Below are 18,747 nucleotides of genomic sequence, written 5' to 3'. Positions count from 1 at the left end.
ATCAGTTATCAGTTATCAGTTATCAGTTATCAGTTATCAGTTATCAGTTATCAGTGCTACAATGTTTCATTCCGATCGCCCTCGAGAATATGATGCTGTCCTCGGTTCTCAAAAAGCCATTCCTCAAGGGGCTTTGGTTTTGGGAGGATTAGCGGGGATTAAACAACGGTTATCTAGCCCGATTATCGAGTCGAGAATGGAAGCGACTCGCGAAGCTATTAAGTATGGTAAAAAAGGCCTAGAATTCGTCATTAAAGGACTGCAAGATGAATCAGAACAAGTTCAGCATATCGCTTATCTCTTGTTAAAAAAACGCCAAAACTCAGAAGTGAAACGAGCTTTACGCGCTTATCTTCCTTATCGGTTATTTACTTGTACTAAAACTATTAAAACGGGAAGCGGACTGACTTTAAATTCGACAGGTACCGCGATCGCTTATCAAAAAGGCAAAAATATTCGCGTCCTGAATCTCGATCGCGAGGAAGTTCTTTATACTATTCCCAAATATCCGCGAATGCGAGAAATATATGCGCTTTGTCCCGATGCTAATACCCTCGTGCGGATTAAAAATAGCGTTCATAGTTCGAGTCCTGCGATCGAAATTTGGGAGGAAGGGGAGCTTCAACGCAGTCTTTACGGTCATCAATTGGATATTACCGCGATCGCGATCGATTCTGAAGGCAAAATACTCGCGACCGGCTCTGAAGATGGTAGTATTCGACTCTGGCAGATCGCCACGGGAAAACCCCTCGGAACTTTTAGCACTCATTTAATTTTTGGTTCTCATACTCGTGCTATTTCTCATCTGGCTTTTAGTGCGGATGGCCAGACTCTCATCAGTACCGCACAAGACGCAACGATTAAGCTCTGGGACTTGCGAACCCGCGATCGCCCCTATACCTTGAAAATCTTGTCTCCTCGCACCCTTCTCAGCCCCGTTGGTCTCATTCTGGCGGCGATCGCGTGGCAGGGGAAAATCCAATTATGGGATATCAATCTCGAAAAAAAGACCCATCACCTCATCACAACCTTTGACGATCGCACCTATTCAACATCTGCTTTGACTTTTAGCCCTTACGGCAGAATGCTCATGAGTGGTGCGAGAGATGGGACAATTACATTTTGGGATGTTTACGGAAAAACACAATTTCATCAACTTTCCGGCCACGAAAGCGCGATCGATTCCTTGGTTTTGAGTTCTAATGGCGATCGCTTACTCTCCACTGATAAAAACAAAGTTGTCAAAATTTGGCAAGTTGTTTCAATGAACCATGAACAATAAGCAATTACCGATCGCTCATGTTCCTCAAATTGCTCGTTCATTTTTTCCGTAGGCTTCCCATGCTAAATCCACCAACCCGTTTAAAATGGCTACAGCTACCGTTGCACTACCTTTACGCCCGCTAATGCGAATATTGGGGATCATGGTATCTTGCAAGCGTTCCTTCACTACATCCGCATCGACAAACCCAGAGGGAGTCGCAATCGTCAATGCTGGTCTAATCTCTTCGGCCTCAATTAATTCAACCAATGCCGTCAGTGCGGTTTGTGCCTGACCGATAATAAAAATCGCCTCGGGGTAACGTTTGGCAAGGGTTTGAATACCCCAAGCCACTTGAGATTTACTTTTTTGCGGGCGAGTAATGGTTTCCATGCTGCAATATACAGGGTTCGCAAAAGTTTGCTGAATGGCTGGCGCAATCCCGACTTGAATCATGGGAACATCGACGATAATGGTCGTTCTGGCGGCCAGTGCAGCCACTCCCGATTGTAATGCGCCTTCAGAAAAACCAATTAAGGATTTATACTCGAAATCAGCCGTCTCGTGAATAACCCGTCGGAGAATTTCATATTCTGCGGGGGCAAAATCGTGTTCTCCGATCTCGCGATCGACGATCGCTAAACTCTGAGCGTCTGTGGGATGCCATTCCATAAGCAGTTCAAGGGTCAAAATGCAAAATTCAATAGGTTGAGAGGATTTCGCGATCGCGCCATCGCCTTTCCCTCGACTAATTTATTTAGTTTATCCTCCACTGGAAAAAATAGAATATGTTCGCTTCCTCTTTCGCTCTTTTCTAATGTTATAAGTTTGTTCGTCAGGAAAAAAATTAATGAATAGACTGAAAAAAGCGATCGCATTGGTCATGGCTGTAAGTCTTGTGCTCTTGGCCAAGATGGCGATCGCGCAAACCTATCGTGCTGGCGATTTTACGATTACTCTCGGGCAAAATAATCCTGAAACAGGCAGAACTTATCAAGGTTGCGACTCCCGAGGGAATTGTCTCCGGCTGCATTATGGAACCTCGTGGCGCAATGGCAACCGTCGCGGCATTACTTGGGAGAATGGCGATTATTTCTATGTTGTTTCTTGGCAGGATAGCGATCGCGATAGTTTTATGTATTTAACTGTGTTTCATGGCGAGGAAAAACTCTTGCACGAACGACTGCAGCCCCTACGATCGCCCGAGTAAATTCAGAGATTACTCTAGTTTTTTGACATCCACTTCAATCGCTTCGATATCAATCGTTCCGGGCGGAGTAATGCGAACAAATTTTCCTTTTTCCACCTGAAGGGGTTCGTTACAATTGGGACAGTTAATATCGAGACCATTAAAACCCGTAAAAGAATAACGACAAACGGGACATTCATCTTCTATGACATTGCGACCGACCCACCAACGCAAGACAAAAAAACCAACAAAGAGCAGAACAAACGGTAAAGCAATCAGAATAAAGAGCCAATTGAGAACCCAACCCAGTCCCAATGAACTCAGAAGAATGATAAAGGCTAAAACAGTTAACCAACAACCCACTCCCGATAAATTAATTTGAGCGAGTCTAGAAAAATTCTCATTCATAATTTCGATCTCCTAGGCTTGTGCCTTCTCTGCTTCTTCTAATAATTGTCTTAATTGCTGTGCTAGAGTTTCTTTTCCAAATTTAGCAAGAGTACATTCACGCAACCATTCGCCGTTACAGCGCAGATCGGTTTGTTCGGCAAGACAAGTTAATATTTCGATACAGGCTGCTGCCACGGCTTCAACATTTCGATGAGGGACTTGCCATCCCAACTTACCATCTTGTAGGGGATCTGCGGAGCCGTCGGCATCCCCCGAAAGGACGGGAATGCCCGAGACCAAGGCTTCGAGATAGACAATACCAAATCCTTCTTGAGAGGGCATGATATAGGCATCGGCAATGCGATAATGGGCGGGAAGGTCTTCGGTAGCCACGAAACCCGCAAAAATCACCCGATCGCTCATCCCTAATTCCCGGGCCAATTTCTCCAAGCGCGGGCGATCGTCTCCCCGTCCAACCACCAAATATTTGACTTCAGGAAACACTTTAATAATTTCTGGCAGGGCGCGGATCGTTACGTCTACCCCTTTATAAATATCTCCCGACCACAAGCGTGCCACCGTCATCAGCACTTTGGCATTCTCTAAATCGTATTTTTGCAGCAGGTGGGAGGGTTTGCGATCGCGATGGAAAATCGCACCATCCACCACGCAAGGCAGCAAGCGGACTTTTTTGGGGGAAATTTCATTGGCAAGACAAGCGCGATCGCGACTGTAGCGACCGATAGTCCAAATAGAATCGGCTTGTTGCAAGGCGCGGCGTTGTGTTTTCGGTAAGGGATCCCACACTTCTTTACCATAAGTGAGAACTGTATAGGGGATTCCGATCGCGCCACACAATACCTGAATCAGGGGAGCTAAATTAATATGACCGCAAAAAACGTGCTGGGGGCGGCGCAATAACAAACAGGTCAATAGTGACATTGCCAGTTTAATGCGTCCGAGCCAAGGGGGGAGGGTTTGCAGATAGTGAAATTTTATGCGATCGCTAACAAAAGGATTTTCGCACGCCGACGAGTCGCGTAAGAGAAAAATTTCAGCGCGTTTGCCCGGTTGCGAGTCAGATAATTCCAGATAAGCCTGTAAAATATCTTTAACGTAGGATTGAATGCCGCCTTCTCGCGTAAAAATCTCTAGAAACACAAAAACACGATCGACAGTATGTTTTGAATTGGGCAAAATATTAACTCCTGAGTAGAGAAGATGTTAGTTACCGGTTGCGAGCTTCGATCGATAGAACCGATCCTCATTCATTGATAATTGCTCATTATTTATTGTTCATTGTTCGAATGGGTTCGACTTGTCCGAGTTTAATACGTTCCAAATCTTTAGTTACCATTTGCTCGATGAGTGCTGATAAACTCATTTGCGGTTGCCATTGTAAATTCTCTTTAGCTTTGATGGGATTGGCAACCAATTGAAAATGTTCGTCCGGTCGCAAAAATTGAGGATTGATAACCACATAATTTTGCCAGTCGAGATCGACGCAATTAAAGGCCATCGCCACTAATTCTCTGACGCTATGAAGTTGTCCCGTACCGATGGCGTAATCTTCCGGGCGATCGGCTTGCAGCATTCGCCACATGGCTTCCACATAATCCCCGGCATACCCCCAATCTCGCTTGGCATCTAAATTGCCCATTTCTAACACATTACAATACCCTAACTTAATTGAAGCGGCAGTCAAGGTAACTTTACGAGTCACAAAAGAAGGGGGACGGCGCGGGGATTCGTGATTGTAGAGAATGCCGCTACAGGCAAATAAATTGTAGCGATCGCGATGGTTTACCATTGTCCAATGAGCGTGCAGTTTTGCTGCTGCATAAGGGTTCTTGGGGCGGAAAGGGGTGTTTTCGTCTTGGGGGGAAACATCTACCGTGCCGAACATTTCCGAACTGCTGGCTTGATAAAAACGAATGCGATCGGAGAGTCCGACCTGTCTGGCGGCGGCTAATAAGCGAGTAGCAGTACCGGTAATTAAATCGAGAGTGCCGAGGGGATCGTCCCAAGAGTCCGGAACAAAACTAGGGGCAGCTAAATTATAAATTTCATCGGGTTGCAGTTCTTCGACAACTTCACGCAAGATTTGTGGATCCGTGAGATCGACAGCACGAATGATTACTTTTTCTGCAAGTTCGTCGAGTTTGGCAATACTACTGCGACGTTGGGGGGGAATGAGTCCGACAACGCGATACCCCTTCTCTAAAAGTAAGAAAGAGAGATAATAGCCGTCTTGACCTGTAATCCCTGTAATCAGGGCTGTCTTGATCATTTATCAATTATCAATATTTAACTGTTAATTATAAATAGGTCTGGGGACTTCATCAAACTTGCACTTCAGAAGCATGGCTTTCGCTTGTCGCGATCGCAAAATTTTTCCCTATATTTGCTGTAGAAGAAAAAGATCGCGTATTCTAGAATGAATACAGGAATCAGGGTGTAGATTACGATGATTAATTTATTGGTACAGTCTGCCTTTCAGACTGGGTGCGTGAGTGTAGCTTCCGAAGCTCTCTTACGCCAACTTATTCAACAGCATATCATTCAACCTGCGGATTTGCCCGCACTCGATGCTCTCGATCGCGCCGTGATTGCCGGACGCATTCGGCGAGAGGGTTTGGGAGATTGGCCGGCGATCGCGAGAAATATGTCTCCCGCAATGAGCTAATCTCAGTGACTTAATTCGTAATAATATTTTTTACCAGGAAGGGAAAATTAGAAAAACTTTTTCCCTTCCCTTTTATTGACGCTTTGATGTCAGCAATATCGCACAGATTGTTCTAACGGCAAAGGTTCTCCTGTTTCCGCATCGGTATTTTGACAGGCGAACATTGTATGTGCGGGAATTTGTTCAAATAAAATATCATTTTCCGATTCCGATCGCATGAGAATGTATCCTCGCAATTCTTTCATCGGGAGTTGGGTGATTTCATCAATTTCTGATGTGAACGATCGCAAAACTAAGGATGCGGAAGGGTCGCAACCATTCAGGATTTTTGCTGCGAACAACTCTTTCATCCCGATTTCATAGCCGTATTCTACTCGATCTCCTTGACGTTTTAAATCGATTGTGAAGGAAGTATTACGACTATCTAAAAATGTAGCGATCGCGCTGTTCGAGCAATGTTCTTCGAGACAGTCTAGCAGGTTTTGCAATCCAGATTTGCTCATAAAATTTTAGGCTTTCGAGTTAAAAATCCAACTATCTGAACGATGCCAACCTAGATAAACTAATACTCCGATGGAAAATGCACTCGATTCTAAATTAGATTCTAATCTGATTCTGAGGATATCTCCTGTCGCGATCGCCCTAACGACAATCTCGAGATGAGTTCCTAAATAGGTGATTTGTTGAATGCGTCCTCGAAAACAGTTTTCGCAGTTGGCAAGGGGTTCTCTGTCTATTTTAATCTTTTCTGGTCGAAGATTGAAAATGATGCGCTCTTTTGTTTTTATTTTCTCTTCTCGAGGGGATTTACTCGCCAACACCAGTCCTTTTTCAGTTACGATCTGTCCCGTTTCATTCAGATAGCCGTGTAATAAATTGGTTTCCCCGATAAAATCGGCGACAAAGGGGGTTTGCGGATGTTGGTAAATGTCCCGAGGGGAGCCTATCTGCTCGAGGCAGCCTTGTTGGATGATGGCGATGCGATCGCTGAGAGAAAGAGCTTCTTCGCGCTCGTGGGTGACCATGAGAAAAGTGAGTCCTATTTCTCGATGCAGCCGCGATAATTCGGACTGCATTTCTTTGCGTAATTTTAAATCTAATGCTCCTAAAGGTTCATCTAACAAAAGAACAGCAGGTTGATTGATTAAGGCTCGTGCTAAAGCGACACGCTGTTTTTGTCCTCCAGAAAGGCGATCGGGATATCGCTGGGCAAATTTTTCTAATTTGACTTGTTTGATGGCTTGTTGAACTCGTTCCTCTCGTTCGAGTTGGGGGCATTTTTTCAGTTTCAAACCAAAGGCAATATTTTCTTGTACGGTTAAATGATTGAAGAGAGCATAACTTTGGAAAACCGTGTTAACTGGGCGACGATAGGGAGGAATCTCGTTCATTAATTGTCCTCGCAGCCAAATTTCTCCAGAATAAGGGCGTTCAAATCCCGCGATCGCTCTTAGAATTGTCGTTTTTCCACAACCCGACGGACCGAGCAAACAAAAAAACTCGCCTTTCTCAATCTTTAAATCAAGGTCCTTGACTACAATTTCGCCATCAAAGGCTTGGGAAAAGTGACGTAATTCAAGTTCTGTTGCCATGCTAGAAAGAACAAGGAATATTTCCTGAGTTTATATTAAAATATACTTCCGCGATCGCATCTATGCGAATAGATAATGAATTACCACGGACTGCCAATGAGGGTAAATCCACTCCAAAAATAAGGATGGATGAAAATGCGATCGCCGAGTTTAGCGAGTTCGGGAGGGAGAGGAAAAGAGATATCAGAGATGAAAATATTGCCGTCTTCTAACCTTGTTTCCCCCTGTAACAAGGCTAATTGAGCCTGACGCAATGCCTCGGCTTTAATCGGTGTTTCTCGCAGGCGATCGTAAAAACTCCCCATTAACGCTAGGGTTCCTTCATCACTCACGTACCATAAGCTGCCTAAGGCAGATTTTACTCCCGCAGCTACGGCTAAGCCAGCAAATCCTAATTCTGCTTCTACGTCACCTAAAGCCGTCTGACAAGCACTCAAAATTAATAACTCTGTGGTTGGATCATTTAAATTCAACTCTCTCATGCGATCGAGGGACAGCTTGCGATCGCCCAAGAAAATATGCGATTGACTGGGTTTTCCGGCTCGGAATTCCCCGTGAGTTCCCAAATGAACGATACCGTAAGAGGCTTGCTGGCGTTCCCTTTTCAGCCGCTCTGAGGTAAATTCTTCATTGAGAAAAAATTCTCCCAGCCAAAATTGGTCGATAATCTCTAATTCTAAAGGAACTGCTGGGAGAGGAGCTTGCTCGGTAAATTCGGATGCTCCCATGGCTAAAACCTCAACGTTCCTCACATCTTTGTAGGTGGTATCTGTGAGGGATAGGCTGGGCATTAAACCCATGCTATAACGTTCGATGAAAAAATTCTCGCCACTGTGAAGAGCGGCGATGGGCAGCGATCGCAATCCTGCGTTCAGAATAAAGGCAATATTATCAATTTCTCTGGCCTCGAGGTCGGCGGCGAGGGGAGCGATTATCCATTGATATAATTGCTGAGCATGGGGGAGAAATGCGGTAGGACGGCGAACATTTGTAATTGTGTTGCGGAATCGATCGGCCTGTTTTAAGACTCGCTCTCGGGTGGCTTCAGGCAATTGTCGCATGACGACTTCTCCATTCGCCGTCACCAGAACCAGTTGTAAGATATCGCTATCGGAAATTCCCTCAGTTTCAGCTAATTCTAAACCGCGATCGCTGAAATGAAGGATTTCCGAGGAAGCAAGGAAGGTATCTGAGGGGCGATCTCCGATTGTAGAAGGAGAAAACATGACATAAAGAATTGCAGGATTGATTCCTGTTTGTTTGACAATATCTTTTAAGGTTTCTCGAGCATCAGCAAGGGTTTTTGACTCAACACTATCCAAGCCAAAATAAGTCTGAAAATCTTCTGTTATGGTAATTTCAATTTCTTCAACTCCGGGATCGAACAAAGATTCGCCTAAATTGGTGCGATCGCGAAAGTCTTCATAAGTCAAAAACTCTTCTGTTCTAATTTTTTCAATCGGATTACAACTAACCAAACAGCCGGCATCAAATCCGATCGCGTTAACCGTTACAGTTGCCAGATCGTTCGTTGTATTTACTTCTTCTCCAGTGAAAGATAGACTTTCTACTTGAAAGAGTAATTCAGTTGAGATCGTTGCATTGACTATAAAAGTCAAGATCAGAGAAGCATTAGATCCTTCTGTAATCGTGTCGTAACTGCCATCAATTTTATCAATCGTCCAGATTCTCGTATCTGAATTGTAAGTGCCAATGGAAGGAGAAAATCTTTCTAAAGTTACTCCATCGGGAAACAAAAGTTGTAGGGAAAGACTACCCACGGCATCAGGGCCATTATTGACAAGATTGAGCGTAACAGTAATCGTATCTTTTGGATAAGTAACAACACTATCAACACTAAATGTAGGTTCTAAATCAGCATTAACTTCAAATGCGCCAACATCTACAACACCTCGATTGAATCCTCGCTGATCTGTACTGGGTGCTTCTGAAGAGTTTCCTGCATTAATGGCAGGACTTCCGGGTAATAAAGCATGGGTTTCTGTCGAACCTCCATAATTTCCTAATGAAGATAAAACAGGATTGATGGGATTCCCTGTAGTTCCAACGAGAGTGCTAGTAGTAAATTGTCCCGTGCTATCAATTCCGATCAGATTATTGCCGCGATCGATGAAATTTGCATTGTTTCCATTCTTACTGACATCTGGATCTACTAAAGCGCTATTGCCAGCAATAATACTGTTCATAATTGTTGTTTCTGAAGCCATAAAACCATCTAGAAAAATGCCACCACCTGATGCCGATGAACTGTTATTGTAGATTGTACTATTATTAATTGTTGTGGCATTGTTGAAACTGTTAAGACCACCTCCATTTGATAATGCAAAGTTACTTGATATTGTACTATTAATGATTTTTATCGTATTGTTACTGCTATAAATTCCACCTCCTATTGTACCTGAAGAGTTACCGGAAATAGTGCTATTATTAATTGTTAAAATACTATCGTTTCTACTATCAATTCCACCGCCAGATCCGCTCGCAGAGTTATTAGCTATCGTACTATTATTAATTATGAGAGTGCTACTATCACCAAATCTCAAAATACCGCCACCATTCCCTCCTGCAGAATTACTGGATATCGTGCTATCATTAATTTTTATGGTATTCTCGAAACCTTGAATCCCTCCACCATTCCCATTCGTGGAGTTGCTTGATATCGTGCTATTACTAATTACTATATTACTATTTGCACTATAAATTCCACCACCACCACCACCACCGCCGGAAAAATTACCAGAAATCATACTATTATTAATTGTTAAATTACTATTTTGTTCATTATAAATTCCACCACCAGTTGATGATGCAGAATTACCAGAAATAATGCTATTATTAATTGTTAAATTGCTATCTTTACTGCGAATTCCACCACCACTCCCAGTTATGCTACCATTGAGAATTGTTAAGTTGCTGAGGGTGATAGTAGAATTATCAATTTCAAAAATATGTGCATTATTATTGCCATTCAAAATAATATTATTAGTTTCACCGTCGATGGTTAAAGTTTTCCCGGTAATATTCAAGAACGCATTGAGCAAAATTGTCATATCCGTGCTAAAACGAATTTCATCACCATTCGCAGCACTTGCAATTAAATTTCTTAACGTTCCTATCCCACTATCATTACTATTTGTTACTGTTAAAATATCTAATGTATTGCTATAAGCATTCAAGGTCGAGTTGGTAAACGCTATATCGGCTTCGATCGCACCAATTTGTTTTTCTAAAACCCAATCTCCTCCCAATACACGATTCCCGGTTAAATTCGTCGATGCTGCGATATCTGCTCCTGTTTCTCGGGCAATATTATTTAATAGTGCATCTCCGGCTTCTCCTAATGCTGTAAAACAACTATAGAGCAAAATATCTGCCTTCGGACTCAATGCCGAGCGCCAATTCCGAAATGTATCTCGATACTCCTCAAAATTATTCGCACTGACAAAGGCATTTCCTAACCAAAAGTTTCCTTGGCTTCCTTCTGATATAATATGAATTTCATCTATTTTTCTCCCTTGTTCTTCGATAAGAGATAACTCTTCCTCAATCAAGTTAATTCCATTTTCTTCCTGTCTTACGACTACGCTTCTCGTCCCGGCTTTGCCGCCATAAAGCAAGGTTTGATAATCTGATACTGTCTCATCAATAAATACAGAAATAAGGGGAGCATCTGCGGTTTGGGTAAATAAAGTTACGCTAGAGGCACTATCTAACTCTTCTCCTTGAATCAAAGGTATTTCACTCGGTAAAATATGAATCTGATTGGCTGCTGCAAGATGTACATCTCTGCCTCTAATTTGTCCCGCAATAGAAATATCTCCCGAATTTAACGGAAATTGTGCGATCTCATTCTCGTTTTCAATTGCGATCGCATTTCTAACTTCAGGCGTGGTTAATAATTCTGGCAGATCGAGAGGATTTAATCCTGTAGCGATCGCATCGAGGGGAATTTCTAAGCTCAAAAGACTGCCATCGCGAGAAATTTTTACCCGATTTGTACCGGGAATAGTTGCAAGTATAATATTACCACCTTCTGCTACAATTGTTCCTAAATTAATCACACTCCCTGCTAATAAATTCAGATTATTTCCGGCATTAACGGTTAAATTTCCGGCATTAATAATTGGGGCGGGTTCTGGGATATCGAAAGCAAATTGTGAAGGATTTCCGATTAAAGATTGGTAATTATTTGCTTCCAGTGCATTAAACCAGTTCCCATTCTCAAAACCAATTCCTGTCGCTGTTGTTGCAAAAAAATCTCCCGAAACATTTAAACTCGAATTGGCACCAAAAACAATTCCGGCTGGATTCATTAAATAAAGATGAGAATTTCCACCGGTAACTTGGATTAAACCGTTAATAATAGATGCTTCACCTCCATTGACGCGAGCCAGAATATTTTTAATATTGGGTTGCGAGAGAAAGTTAGCAATTTCTGCGGTATTTAAACCAAAACGTTCAAAACTGTGAAATAAATTTTCTCCGTCCTGCGATCGCACTCCTCCACTAATATCATAGCTCGTTCCCTTCACTGTTACTCTTGTTTGCGTTTCATCAATTTCGGGAATAATGGAATTACCTCGAGCAATTCCTGTTGGGTTGACAAGAGTATTTCCCAAAGACAATAAACTGGCTAAAGATAGTAATAAAATCCAATAATTGCAGCGAGAAACGTGGCCAAACATGAATTTAAAAGAATTAATTCTATCTTTACCTTAGCATTGATACTTGATAATGGATTACCACGGACTGCCAATGAGGGTAAATCCACTCCAAAAATAAGGATGGATAAAAATGCGATCGCCGAGTTTAGCGAGTTCGGGAGTGAGAGGAAAAGAGGTATCAGAGAGGAAAATATTGCCGTCTTCTAACCGTGTTTCTCCACGTAACAAGGCTAATTGAGCTTGACGCAATGCCTCGGCTTTAATCGGGGTTTCTCGCAGGCGATCGTAAAAACTCCCCATCAATGCTAATGTTCCTTCATCGCTCACGTACCATAAGCTCCCCAAGGCAGATTTTACCCCTGCAGCTACGGCTAAGCCGGCAAATCCTAATTCTGCTTCTACGTCACCTAAAGCTGTCTGACAAGCGCTCAAAACTAATAATTCCGTGGCTGGATTATTTAAGTTCAATTCTCTCATGCGATCGAGGGATAGTTTGCGATCGCCCAAGAAAATATGCGATTGACTGGGTTTTCCAGCTCGGAATTCCCCGTGAGTTCCCAAATGAACGATACCGTAAGGGGCTTGCTGGCGTTCGCCTTTCAGCCGCTCTGAGGTAAATTCTTCATTGAGAAAAAATGCTCCTTGCCAAAATTGGTCGATAATCTCTAATTCTAAAGGAACTGCTGGGAGAGGGGCTTGCTCGGTAAACTCGGAGGCTCCCATAGCTAAAACCTTAACATTCCTCACATCTTTATAGGTGGTATCTATGAGAGACAAACTAGGCATTAAACCTATGCTATAGCGTTCGATGAGAAAATCCTCGCCATTGTGAAGAGCAGCGATGGGTAGCGATCGCAATCCTGCATGCAAAATAAAGGCAATATTATCAATTTCTCTGGCTTCGAGGTCATCTTTGAGAGGGTTAATTATCCATTGGTACAATTGCTGAGCAGAGGGGAGAAAAGCTGTAGGACGGCGAATATTAGTAATACTGCTTCGGAGTCGATCTGCTTGTTTCATCACTCGCTCTCGGGTGGCTTCCGGCAATTGTCGCATAACGACTTCTCCATTAGCTGTCACCAGAACCAGTTGTAAGATATCGCTATCGGAAATTCCTGTAGCCTCGGCTAATTCTAAACCGCGATCGCTGAAATGGAGGATTTCTGAGGCAGCAAGGAGAGTCTCTGAAGGGCGATCGCTGATGTTAGCAGGAGAAAACATTACATAGACGATCGCGGGATTAATTCCTGTCTGTTTGGCAATATCTTGTAGGGTTTTTTGTGTTTGCGCGAGAGAAGGAGAAGCAAGATCGCCTAAGTCAAAATATTGGGCAAATTCTTCGGTTACAGCTTCTTCTATTTCCTCCACACCGGGATCGAATAAAGATTCACCTGTATTACTTGCAACAAAAAAGTTGGTAGATTCTAAAAATTCATCTGAGTTTTCTTCAACATTACCGCACTCGGGCGGGCATCCTCCTGCTGTGGCGATCGAGTTAACAGCGATCGTAGAAATATCATTATCAACATTAATTGTCTCTCCGGTAAAACCAAGAATTTCTACACCAAATTCTAATGTTGCCGAATTATTTTCTGTAACAGTTAGAAAGAGATTGAGTTCGGTACTGGCCTCTGCATCAATTGTATCATAACTACCATCAATTTCTGCGATCGTCCAAATCATTGTATCGACATTATACGTGCCTGTAGAAGGTTCAAAATTATTCAACGATACACCGTCAGGAAAGGTAAGTTGTAAGGAAATCGCTCCCACCGCATCGGGTCCATTATTAACAAGATTAAGCGTTACGTTAATAGTATCACTCAGAAAAGTAATTTCGCCATCTACCATAAACGTTGCCTCTAGATCGGCATTCACTTCAAATGCACCAATATCTACAATGCTGCGATCAAATCCTCTTTGATCTACATCAGGCGCATCTGAAGAAGTTCCGGCATTAATGGCAATACTTCCGGGTAATAAAGCATGGGTTTGGGTCTCGCCACCATAACTTCCGAGTGGGGAAAGATTGAGATCGCTGGTGCTAATACTAATTCGAGTATTGCTGTTAGTAAATTCTCCTGTATTATCAATGCCAATGAGATTATAACCGCGATCTGTAATTGTAATATTACCATCATCGCTAGTATCATTCGTTGCTGAATCTCCTGCATTGTTGCCCGCAATAATACTATTTAAAATAGATATTTCTGCCGACCCAACACCGCTATTCTGAAAATAAACTCCACCGCCTTCATTGTTGGTACTATTTCCAAAAATAGTGGCATTCGTTATCGATAAAACTAAATTGCCATTTTGACTATCGAGAAAAATTCCTCCACCATTATTATTTGCAGAATTTCTCGATATTGTCAAGTTTGTCATCGTGACAGAATTACTATCGTCCAGTGAAATTCCTCCTCCTTCAATAGTGGCAGAATTTCCCGATATCGTAGTATCTTTAATTGTTACAGTGCTGTCTTTAATAAATAGTCCTCCTCCATTTTCCTCTGCTGAATTTCCCGATATTGTACTATTTGTAATGGTTACATTCGTATCCTTGGTACTAATTCCACCTCCTGCTGCTCCTGTTCCTACTGCATTATTTCCAGAAATCGTGCTGCTATTAATTGTTAATGTGCTATTATTCCTGCTGCCTATCCCACCGCCATCAAATCCTACTCCAGAAGAATTCCCAGAAATCGTACTATTGTTAATTGTTATATTACTATTGTTAATTGAAATTCCACCACCATCCCCAATCGTTTTGCCATTGCGAATTGTTAAGTTATCGAGAGTAACAGTAGAATTAATAATATCAAAAATACGGGAGTTGTTTTGTCCATCTAAAATAATATCGTTTATGCCACCATCAATTGTTAATGTTGTCGTGTTAATATCAAGCTCTAGGTTCAGAAAAATTGTCATATTCGTGCTAAAACGAATTTCATCTCCGCTTCCAGCACTATTAATCAAATCTCGTAATGTCCCCGAGCCACTATCAGCACTACTGGTTACTGTTAATGTATCTAATGTATCGGTATAAGCATTTAAGATAGAATTGGTAAATGCTATATCGGCATCGATCGCACCGATTTGTTTTTCTAAAACCCAATCTCCTCCCAAGATACTACTCCCGGTTAAATTCGTCGAGGCTGCGACATCTGCTCCTGTTTCTCTGGCAATATTATTTAATAGTGCATCTCCGGCTTCTCCTAATGCTGTAAAACAACTATAGAGCAAGATATCGGCATTCGGACTCAATGCCGATCGCCAATCCTGAAATGTGTCTCGATACTCTGCAAAATTTTCTGCACTGACAAAGGCATTTCCTAACCAAAAATTTCCTGCGTTTCCTTCCGAGATAATATGAATCTCATCTACTTTTTGCCCTTGTTGCTCGAGCAGAGATAGCGCTTCACTTATTAAGTTAATACCATTTTCTTCTCGTCTGACAACAACGCTTCTTGTCCCCGATCTTCCACCATAAAGTAAGGTTTGATAATCGGATACGGTCTCGTCAATAAAAACTGAAGCAAGAGGAGCGTCTGTTGTTTCGGCAAATAAAGTGACGCTAGACGCACTGTCTAATCCTTCTCCTTGAATCAAAGGTATTTCACTCGGTAAAATCTGAATTTGATGGGCTGCTGCGAGATGTACGTCTCTGCCTCTAATTTGTCCCGCAATCGAAATATCTCCTCTATTTAAGGGGAATTGCGCGATCGCATTCTCGTTTCCAACTGCGATCGCGTTTCTTACTTCAGGTGCTGTTAATAATTCCGGTAACTCGAGAGGATTAAATCCTGTGGCGATCGCGTCTGTCGGAATTTCTAAACTTAAAAGATATCCTTCTCGGGAAATTTTAACGCGATTACTTCCCGGAATGGTAGCAAGGAGAATATTGCCCCCTTCTGCTTCAATTGTTCCTAAGTTGATAACACTTCCTGCTACTAAATTGAGGTTATTGCCATCATTAACTGCTAAATTTCCAGCATTAATAATCGGGGCAGGTTGTTCGAGAGCGAAGGTGAATTGTATAGGGTTTCGGATTAAAGATTGATAGTTATTGTCTCCGAATGCCTGAAACCAATTGCCATTATTAAACCCAATTCCTGTAGCCGTTGTTGCAAAAAAGTCTCCCGTAACATTTAAACTCGAATTTGCACCAAAAATGATTCCGGCTGGATTCATTAAATAAAGATGAGAATTTCCTCCTGTGACTTGTATTAAACCATTAATAATTGAAGGATCGCCTCCATTGACCCGAGCAAGAATATTTTGAATATTGGTTTGTGAGAGAAAGTTGGCAATTTCTGTGGCATTTAAACCAAAATGTTCAAAACTATGAAATAAATTCGCTCCGTCTTGCGATTGCACTCCTCCACTAATATTATAGGTCGTACCATTAACTGTTACACTGGTTTGAGTTCCATCAACTGCAGGAACAATAGAGTCTGCCCGAGCGACACGATCGATATTACCCAAAGAGAGTAAACCAACAAAAGATAAGCAAGAAATCCAGAAGCTACAGCGAGGTAGACGAGAAAACATAACCTTCATCTCAAACAGTTCATTTTTTATTTTACTGTAGCCTTAAAAATTGGCAATTGTCAAATCGAGTTTTATGGCTTTTTTGCTTTATTCTCACTCTGTATATTTTTGATTTCTTCTGGCTGAAATTGTCGAGTTTCATCGAGTTGCCAACTTCGCAATTCTTCTACTTTTCCTTGAGTTAAAGAGAGGATAAGATAAGAATAGCCAGACCAAGCGATCGCGCGATCGAATTCAGAAGGAATCGCGGCGGCATCAGGATGAGAATGGTAGAATCCTAACACGATCGCATTCTGTTCTCTAGCTTGTTTTTGTGCTTGCAAAAGTGCTTCAGGGGCGATAAAAAAGTTTCTCTCTTTTTGACCCTTACGTTCGGGTAGATCGACGATTTTTGGTAAACTTGCTGCTAATTCTTCATGCCATATATTTTGAGTGGGAATAATATCGAGAATAACCTTGCGATCGCGCAAGTGCGGCAAAGCCCTATCCTCTTCATTTTTTCCTAAGATAATCCCACAGCATTCTTCTGGATAGGTTTCTTTTGCATGACAAACAAGGTTGCTAAACTGTTCTGGATCGATCTGAATAACCATCAAAACTCCGAGCAATATGAATTGTTAAAAATAGATTTATTTTTTGAAAAAGACTATTAACTGGCTTGTCGCTTCTGAGAAAGTAAGTTAAGATCGCAATATATTATGCGATGGACATTCATGATTTTAGAATCTTGATTATGGCACTACAAAAAATCTTAATTCCTTTATCTATTTTAACCCTCGCGAGTATCTGGCGACTCTCTTCGGCTCCTCGCGCTCTGCAATTTCAATCTTTGGATGAAGTTTTGCCCAATTCAACGCAAACTCAAGATACCCAAACTGTCTCTTATACTCGACCGGACAATAGTTTACAAAATAATTCACAAGATAATCCTTTAATTGTGCAAAGCCCAAGCATTCCTCTCGATGGTCGTCCGGTTTACGTTCGCAAACAAGGACAATGGCACGAGGCTATTTTAACGCGCTGGGGGTGGAATAGTTCGACCGGAGAACAATATAGCGTTTCTTATGTTGCCAATAATTCAACAGAAACAGGCGTGACTCGCGATCGCATTTTAACCTTAGAAGAAGCACGACAGCGAGGAATTGCCACGAATGTTTACGATCTAGCCAGTCAAGCCGGGATTGAGCAAATGTTAAATGCTCATAATAAATGGCGAAACACAGTGAACGTTCCTCCTGTACAATGGTCCTCAAATTTAGCCAATTACGCGCAAGAGTGGGCAAACAAGCTATTACGAGAAAATAAATTTGAACACCGTCAAAACTTATCTTATGGGGAGAATTTAGCCTCTGCATCGGGACAGCAATTAAGCCCGGAAAGAGTAGTAGATATGTGGGGAAATGAAGTGCAAGATTATAGCTATGCTAATAATAGCTGTCAGCCCGGAAAAATGTGCGGTCACTATACCCAAGTCGTCTGGGAAAGTACCCGAGAAGTTGGCTGTGCTGTGGCGAGAAATAGCGATCGCGAGGTTTGGGTCTGCAACTACAATCCTCCCGGAAATATTATCGGACGAAAACCGTATTAGGGATGCGATCGGGTTTAAGGTAAAGTTTGTATGGTTATAGAATGACTAAGCGATCGCCTCTTTACCCGAGATTGAACATGAAAATTTTAATAGTTTTGACTTCTCACGATACCTTGGGCAATACCGGACGAAAAACGGGATTTTGGCTCGAAGAATTTGCCGCACCTTACTATATCTTTGTCGATGCTGGAGTCGAAGTCACCCTTGCTTCTCCGGCAGGCGGACAGCCTCCCCTCGATCCTACAAGTTCTGCACCTGAATATCAAACCGAAGCCACTCAACGCTTTAATAAAGATAAAGAAGCCCGAGAAAAACTCGCTGCAACCGTTCCTTTAAAAGAAATTAAAGCCGAAGATTTTGCCGCCATCTTTTACCCCGGCGGACATGGACCCATGTGGGATTTGGCCGCCGATGAAATTAATGCCCAATTAGTCGGGGATTTTTACGATCGCGGTAAAGCGATCGGCGCAATTTGTCACGGACCCGCCGCCTTAGTTCGCGCCCGAGATAAACAAGGAAATTCCATTCTCCAAGGGCGATCGTTAACTTGTTTTACCAATGTTGAAGAAACAACCGTCGAACTCGATAAAGTCGTTCCTTTTCTCTTAGAAACGCGGCTCAAAGAACTCGGGGGAACTTTCACAAATGCCGAGCCTTTCTCTGCCCATTGCGTGCGAGACGGACAAATCGTGACGGGTCAAAATCCCCTTTCCTCAGAACCTGCAGCCAAGGCCATTCTAGAGATATTGACCTCTGCCACAGCCTAACAGTGCAATTGGTTAAAATAAATACATTACAGCATTGG

At 42.4% G+C, this 18,747-nt stretch carries 14 protein-coding genes; 5 read left to right on the top strand and 9 right to left on the bottom strand.

What is annotated here, in order from left to right; all coding sequences use genetic code 11:
• Nucleotides 1–1,282, top strand: a 1,282-nt coding sequence (locus tag AC6RV6_RS25645; RefSeq protein WP_500243727.1) for a WD40 repeat domain-containing protein, incomplete at its 5' end; no start/stop codon positions are given.
• 24 nt (nucleotides 1,283–1,306) lie between these two features.
• Here AC6RV6_RS25645 and AC6RV6_RS25640 read toward each other — a convergent pair.
• The gene (locus tag AC6RV6_RS25640) at nucleotides 1,307–1,933 is read right to left on the bottom strand and encodes a precorrin-8X methylmutase (RefSeq protein ID WP_500243729.1); all 627 of its coding nucleotides are present in this window, start codon (nucleotides 1,931–1,933) and stop codon (nucleotides 1,307–1,309) included.
• Nucleotides 1,934–2,111: 178 nt separating this feature from the next.
• On the opposite strand from AC6RV6_RS25640, the gene AC6RV6_RS25635 reads away from it, so the two are divergent.
• Complete coding sequence (locus AC6RV6_RS25635) at nucleotides 2,112–2,471, top strand: hypothetical protein (RefSeq protein ID WP_500243726.1); 360 nt, start codon at nucleotides 2,112–2,114, stop codon at nucleotides 2,469–2,471.
• A gap of 9 nt (nucleotides 2,472–2,480) precedes the next feature.
• Here the strand turns inward: AC6RV6_RS25635 and AC6RV6_RS25630 are convergent, their stop codons facing one another.
• The 3 genes from AC6RV6_RS25630 to AC6RV6_RS25620 form a co-directional block, all read right to left on the bottom strand.
• Entirely contained in the window at nucleotides 2,481–2,858 is a 378-nt protein-coding gene (locus AC6RV6_RS25630; RefSeq protein WP_500243725.1) for a hypothetical protein, read from the bottom strand.
• A gap of 12 nt (nucleotides 2,859–2,870) precedes the next feature.
• Nucleotides 2,871–4,037: a glycosyltransferase family 4 protein gene (locus AC6RV6_RS25625; RefSeq protein ID WP_500243724.1), complete on the bottom strand. Its 1,167-nt coding sequence runs from the start codon at nucleotides 4,035–4,037 to the stop codon at nucleotides 2,871–2,873.
• An 88-nt stretch (nucleotides 4,038–4,125) separates the two neighbouring features.
• The gene (locus AC6RV6_RS25620) at nucleotides 4,126–5,130 is read right to left on the bottom strand and encodes a GDP-mannose 4,6-dehydratase (protein WP_500243723.1); all 1,005 of its coding nucleotides are present in this window, start codon (nucleotides 5,128–5,130) and stop codon (nucleotides 4,126–4,128) included.
• 177 nt (nucleotides 5,131–5,307) lie between these two features.
• Here AC6RV6_RS25620 and AC6RV6_RS25615 point away from each other — a divergent pair, with 177 nt between their 5' ends.
• Nucleotides 5,308–5,526, top strand: a complete 219-nt coding sequence (locus AC6RV6_RS25615) for a hypothetical protein (RefSeq protein WP_500243722.1) — start codon at nucleotides 5,308–5,310, stop codon at nucleotides 5,524–5,526.
• 89 nt (nucleotides 5,527–5,615) lie between these two features.
• Here the strand turns inward: AC6RV6_RS25615 and AC6RV6_RS25610 are convergent, their stop codons facing one another.
• The 5 genes from AC6RV6_RS25610 to AC6RV6_RS25590 all read right to left on the bottom strand — a co-directional run bounded on the left by AC6RV6_RS25610 (nucleotide 5,616) and on the right by AC6RV6_RS25590 (nucleotide 16,947).
• Nucleotides 5,616–6,029: a hypothetical protein gene (locus tag AC6RV6_RS25610; protein WP_500243721.1), complete on the bottom strand. Its 414-nt coding sequence runs from the start codon at nucleotides 6,027–6,029 to the stop codon at nucleotides 5,616–5,618.
• 6 nt (nucleotides 6,030–6,035) lie between these two features.
• A complete protein-coding gene (locus tag AC6RV6_RS25605) occupies nucleotides 6,036–7,118 on the bottom strand; it encodes an ABC transporter ATP-binding protein (protein ID WP_500243720.1) in 1,083 nt (360 codons plus the stop codon).
• An 80-nt stretch (nucleotides 7,119–7,198) separates the two neighbouring features.
• Complete coding sequence (locus tag AC6RV6_RS25600) at nucleotides 7,199–11,824, bottom strand: CHAT domain-containing protein (protein ID WP_500243719.1); 4,626 nt, start codon at nucleotides 11,822–11,824, stop codon at nucleotides 7,199–7,201.
• Nucleotides 11,825–11,878: 54 nt separating this feature from the next.
• Nucleotides 11,879–16,354 carry a CHAT domain-containing protein gene (locus tag AC6RV6_RS25595; RefSeq protein ID WP_500243718.1) on the bottom strand — a complete coding sequence of 1,492 codons (4,476 nt, stop codon included), beginning with the start codon at nucleotides 16,352–16,354 and terminating at the stop codon, nucleotides 11,879–11,881.
• Nucleotides 16,355–16,425: 71 nt separating this feature from the next.
• Entirely contained in the window at nucleotides 16,426–16,947 is a 522-nt protein-coding gene (locus AC6RV6_RS25590; RefSeq protein WP_500243717.1) for a M67 family metallopeptidase, read from the bottom strand.
• A gap of 140 nt (nucleotides 16,948–17,087) precedes the next feature.
• On the opposite strand from AC6RV6_RS25590, the gene AC6RV6_RS25585 reads away from it, so the two are divergent.
• Entirely contained in the window at nucleotides 17,088–17,942 is an 855-nt protein-coding gene (locus AC6RV6_RS25585; RefSeq protein WP_500243716.1) for a pathogenesis-related family 1 protein, read from the top strand.
• A gap of 77 nt (nucleotides 17,943–18,019) precedes the next feature.
• Entirely contained in the window at nucleotides 18,020–18,709 is a 690-nt protein-coding gene (locus AC6RV6_RS25580) for a type 1 glutamine amidotransferase domain-containing protein (protein ID WP_500243715.1), read from the top strand.
• Nucleotides 18,710–18,747 lie beyond the last annotated feature (38 nt).

This window comes from Spirulina sp. LEGE 11439, from assembly GCF_059821285.1.
The sequence above is the reverse complement of the archived record's forward strand: the minus strand, read 5'-3'. Positions and strand labels throughout refer to the sequence as shown.

What these genes read in the sequence shown, in the direction of transcription:
- AC6RV6_RS25640 (WP_500243729.1), bottom strand. Translation starts at nt 1,933, where the DNA reads ATGGAATGGCATCCCACAGACGCTCAGAGTTTAGCGATCGTCGATCGC.
- AC6RV6_RS25635 (WP_500243726.1), top strand. Translation starts at nt 2,112, where the DNA reads ATGAATAGACTGAAAAAAGCGATCGCATTGGTCATGGCTGTAAGTCTT.
- AC6RV6_RS25630 (WP_500243725.1), bottom strand. Translation starts at nt 2,858, where the DNA reads ATGAATGAGAATTTTTCTAGACTCGCTCAAATTAATTTATCGGGAGTG.
- AC6RV6_RS25620 (WP_500243723.1), bottom strand. Translation starts at nt 5,130, where the DNA reads ATGATCAAGACAGCCCTGATTACAGGGATTACAGGTCAAGACGGCTAT.
- AC6RV6_RS25615 (WP_500243722.1), top strand. Translation starts at nt 5,308, where the DNA reads ATGATTAATTTATTGGTACAGTCTGCCTTTCAGACTGGGTGCGTGAGT.
- AC6RV6_RS25610 (WP_500243721.1), bottom strand. Translation starts at nt 6,029, where the DNA reads ATGAGCAAATCTGGATTGCAAAACCTGCTAGACTGTCTCGAAGAACAT.
- AC6RV6_RS25605 (WP_500243720.1), bottom strand. Translation starts at nt 7,118, where the DNA reads ATGGCAACAGAACTTGAATTACGTCACTTTTCCCAAGCCTTTGATGGC.
- AC6RV6_RS25600 (WP_500243719.1), bottom strand. Translation starts at nt 11,824, where the DNA reads ATGTTTGGCCACGTTTCTCGCTGCAATTATTGGATTTTATTACTATCT.
- AC6RV6_RS25595 (WP_500243718.1), bottom strand. Translation starts at nt 16,354, where the DNA reads ATGTTTTCTCGTCTACCTCGCTGTAGCTTCTGGATTTCTTGCTTATCT.
- AC6RV6_RS25590 (WP_500243717.1), bottom strand. Translation starts at nt 16,947, where the DNA reads ATGGTTATTCAGATCGATCCAGAACAGTTTAGCAACCTTGTTTGTCAT.
- AC6RV6_RS25585 (WP_500243716.1), top strand. Translation starts at nt 17,088, where the DNA reads ATGGCACTACAAAAAATCTTAATTCCTTTATCTATTTTAACCCTCGCG.
- AC6RV6_RS25580 (WP_500243715.1), top strand. Translation starts at nt 18,020, where the DNA reads ATGAAAATTTTAATAGTTTTGACTTCTCACGATACCTTGGGCAATACC.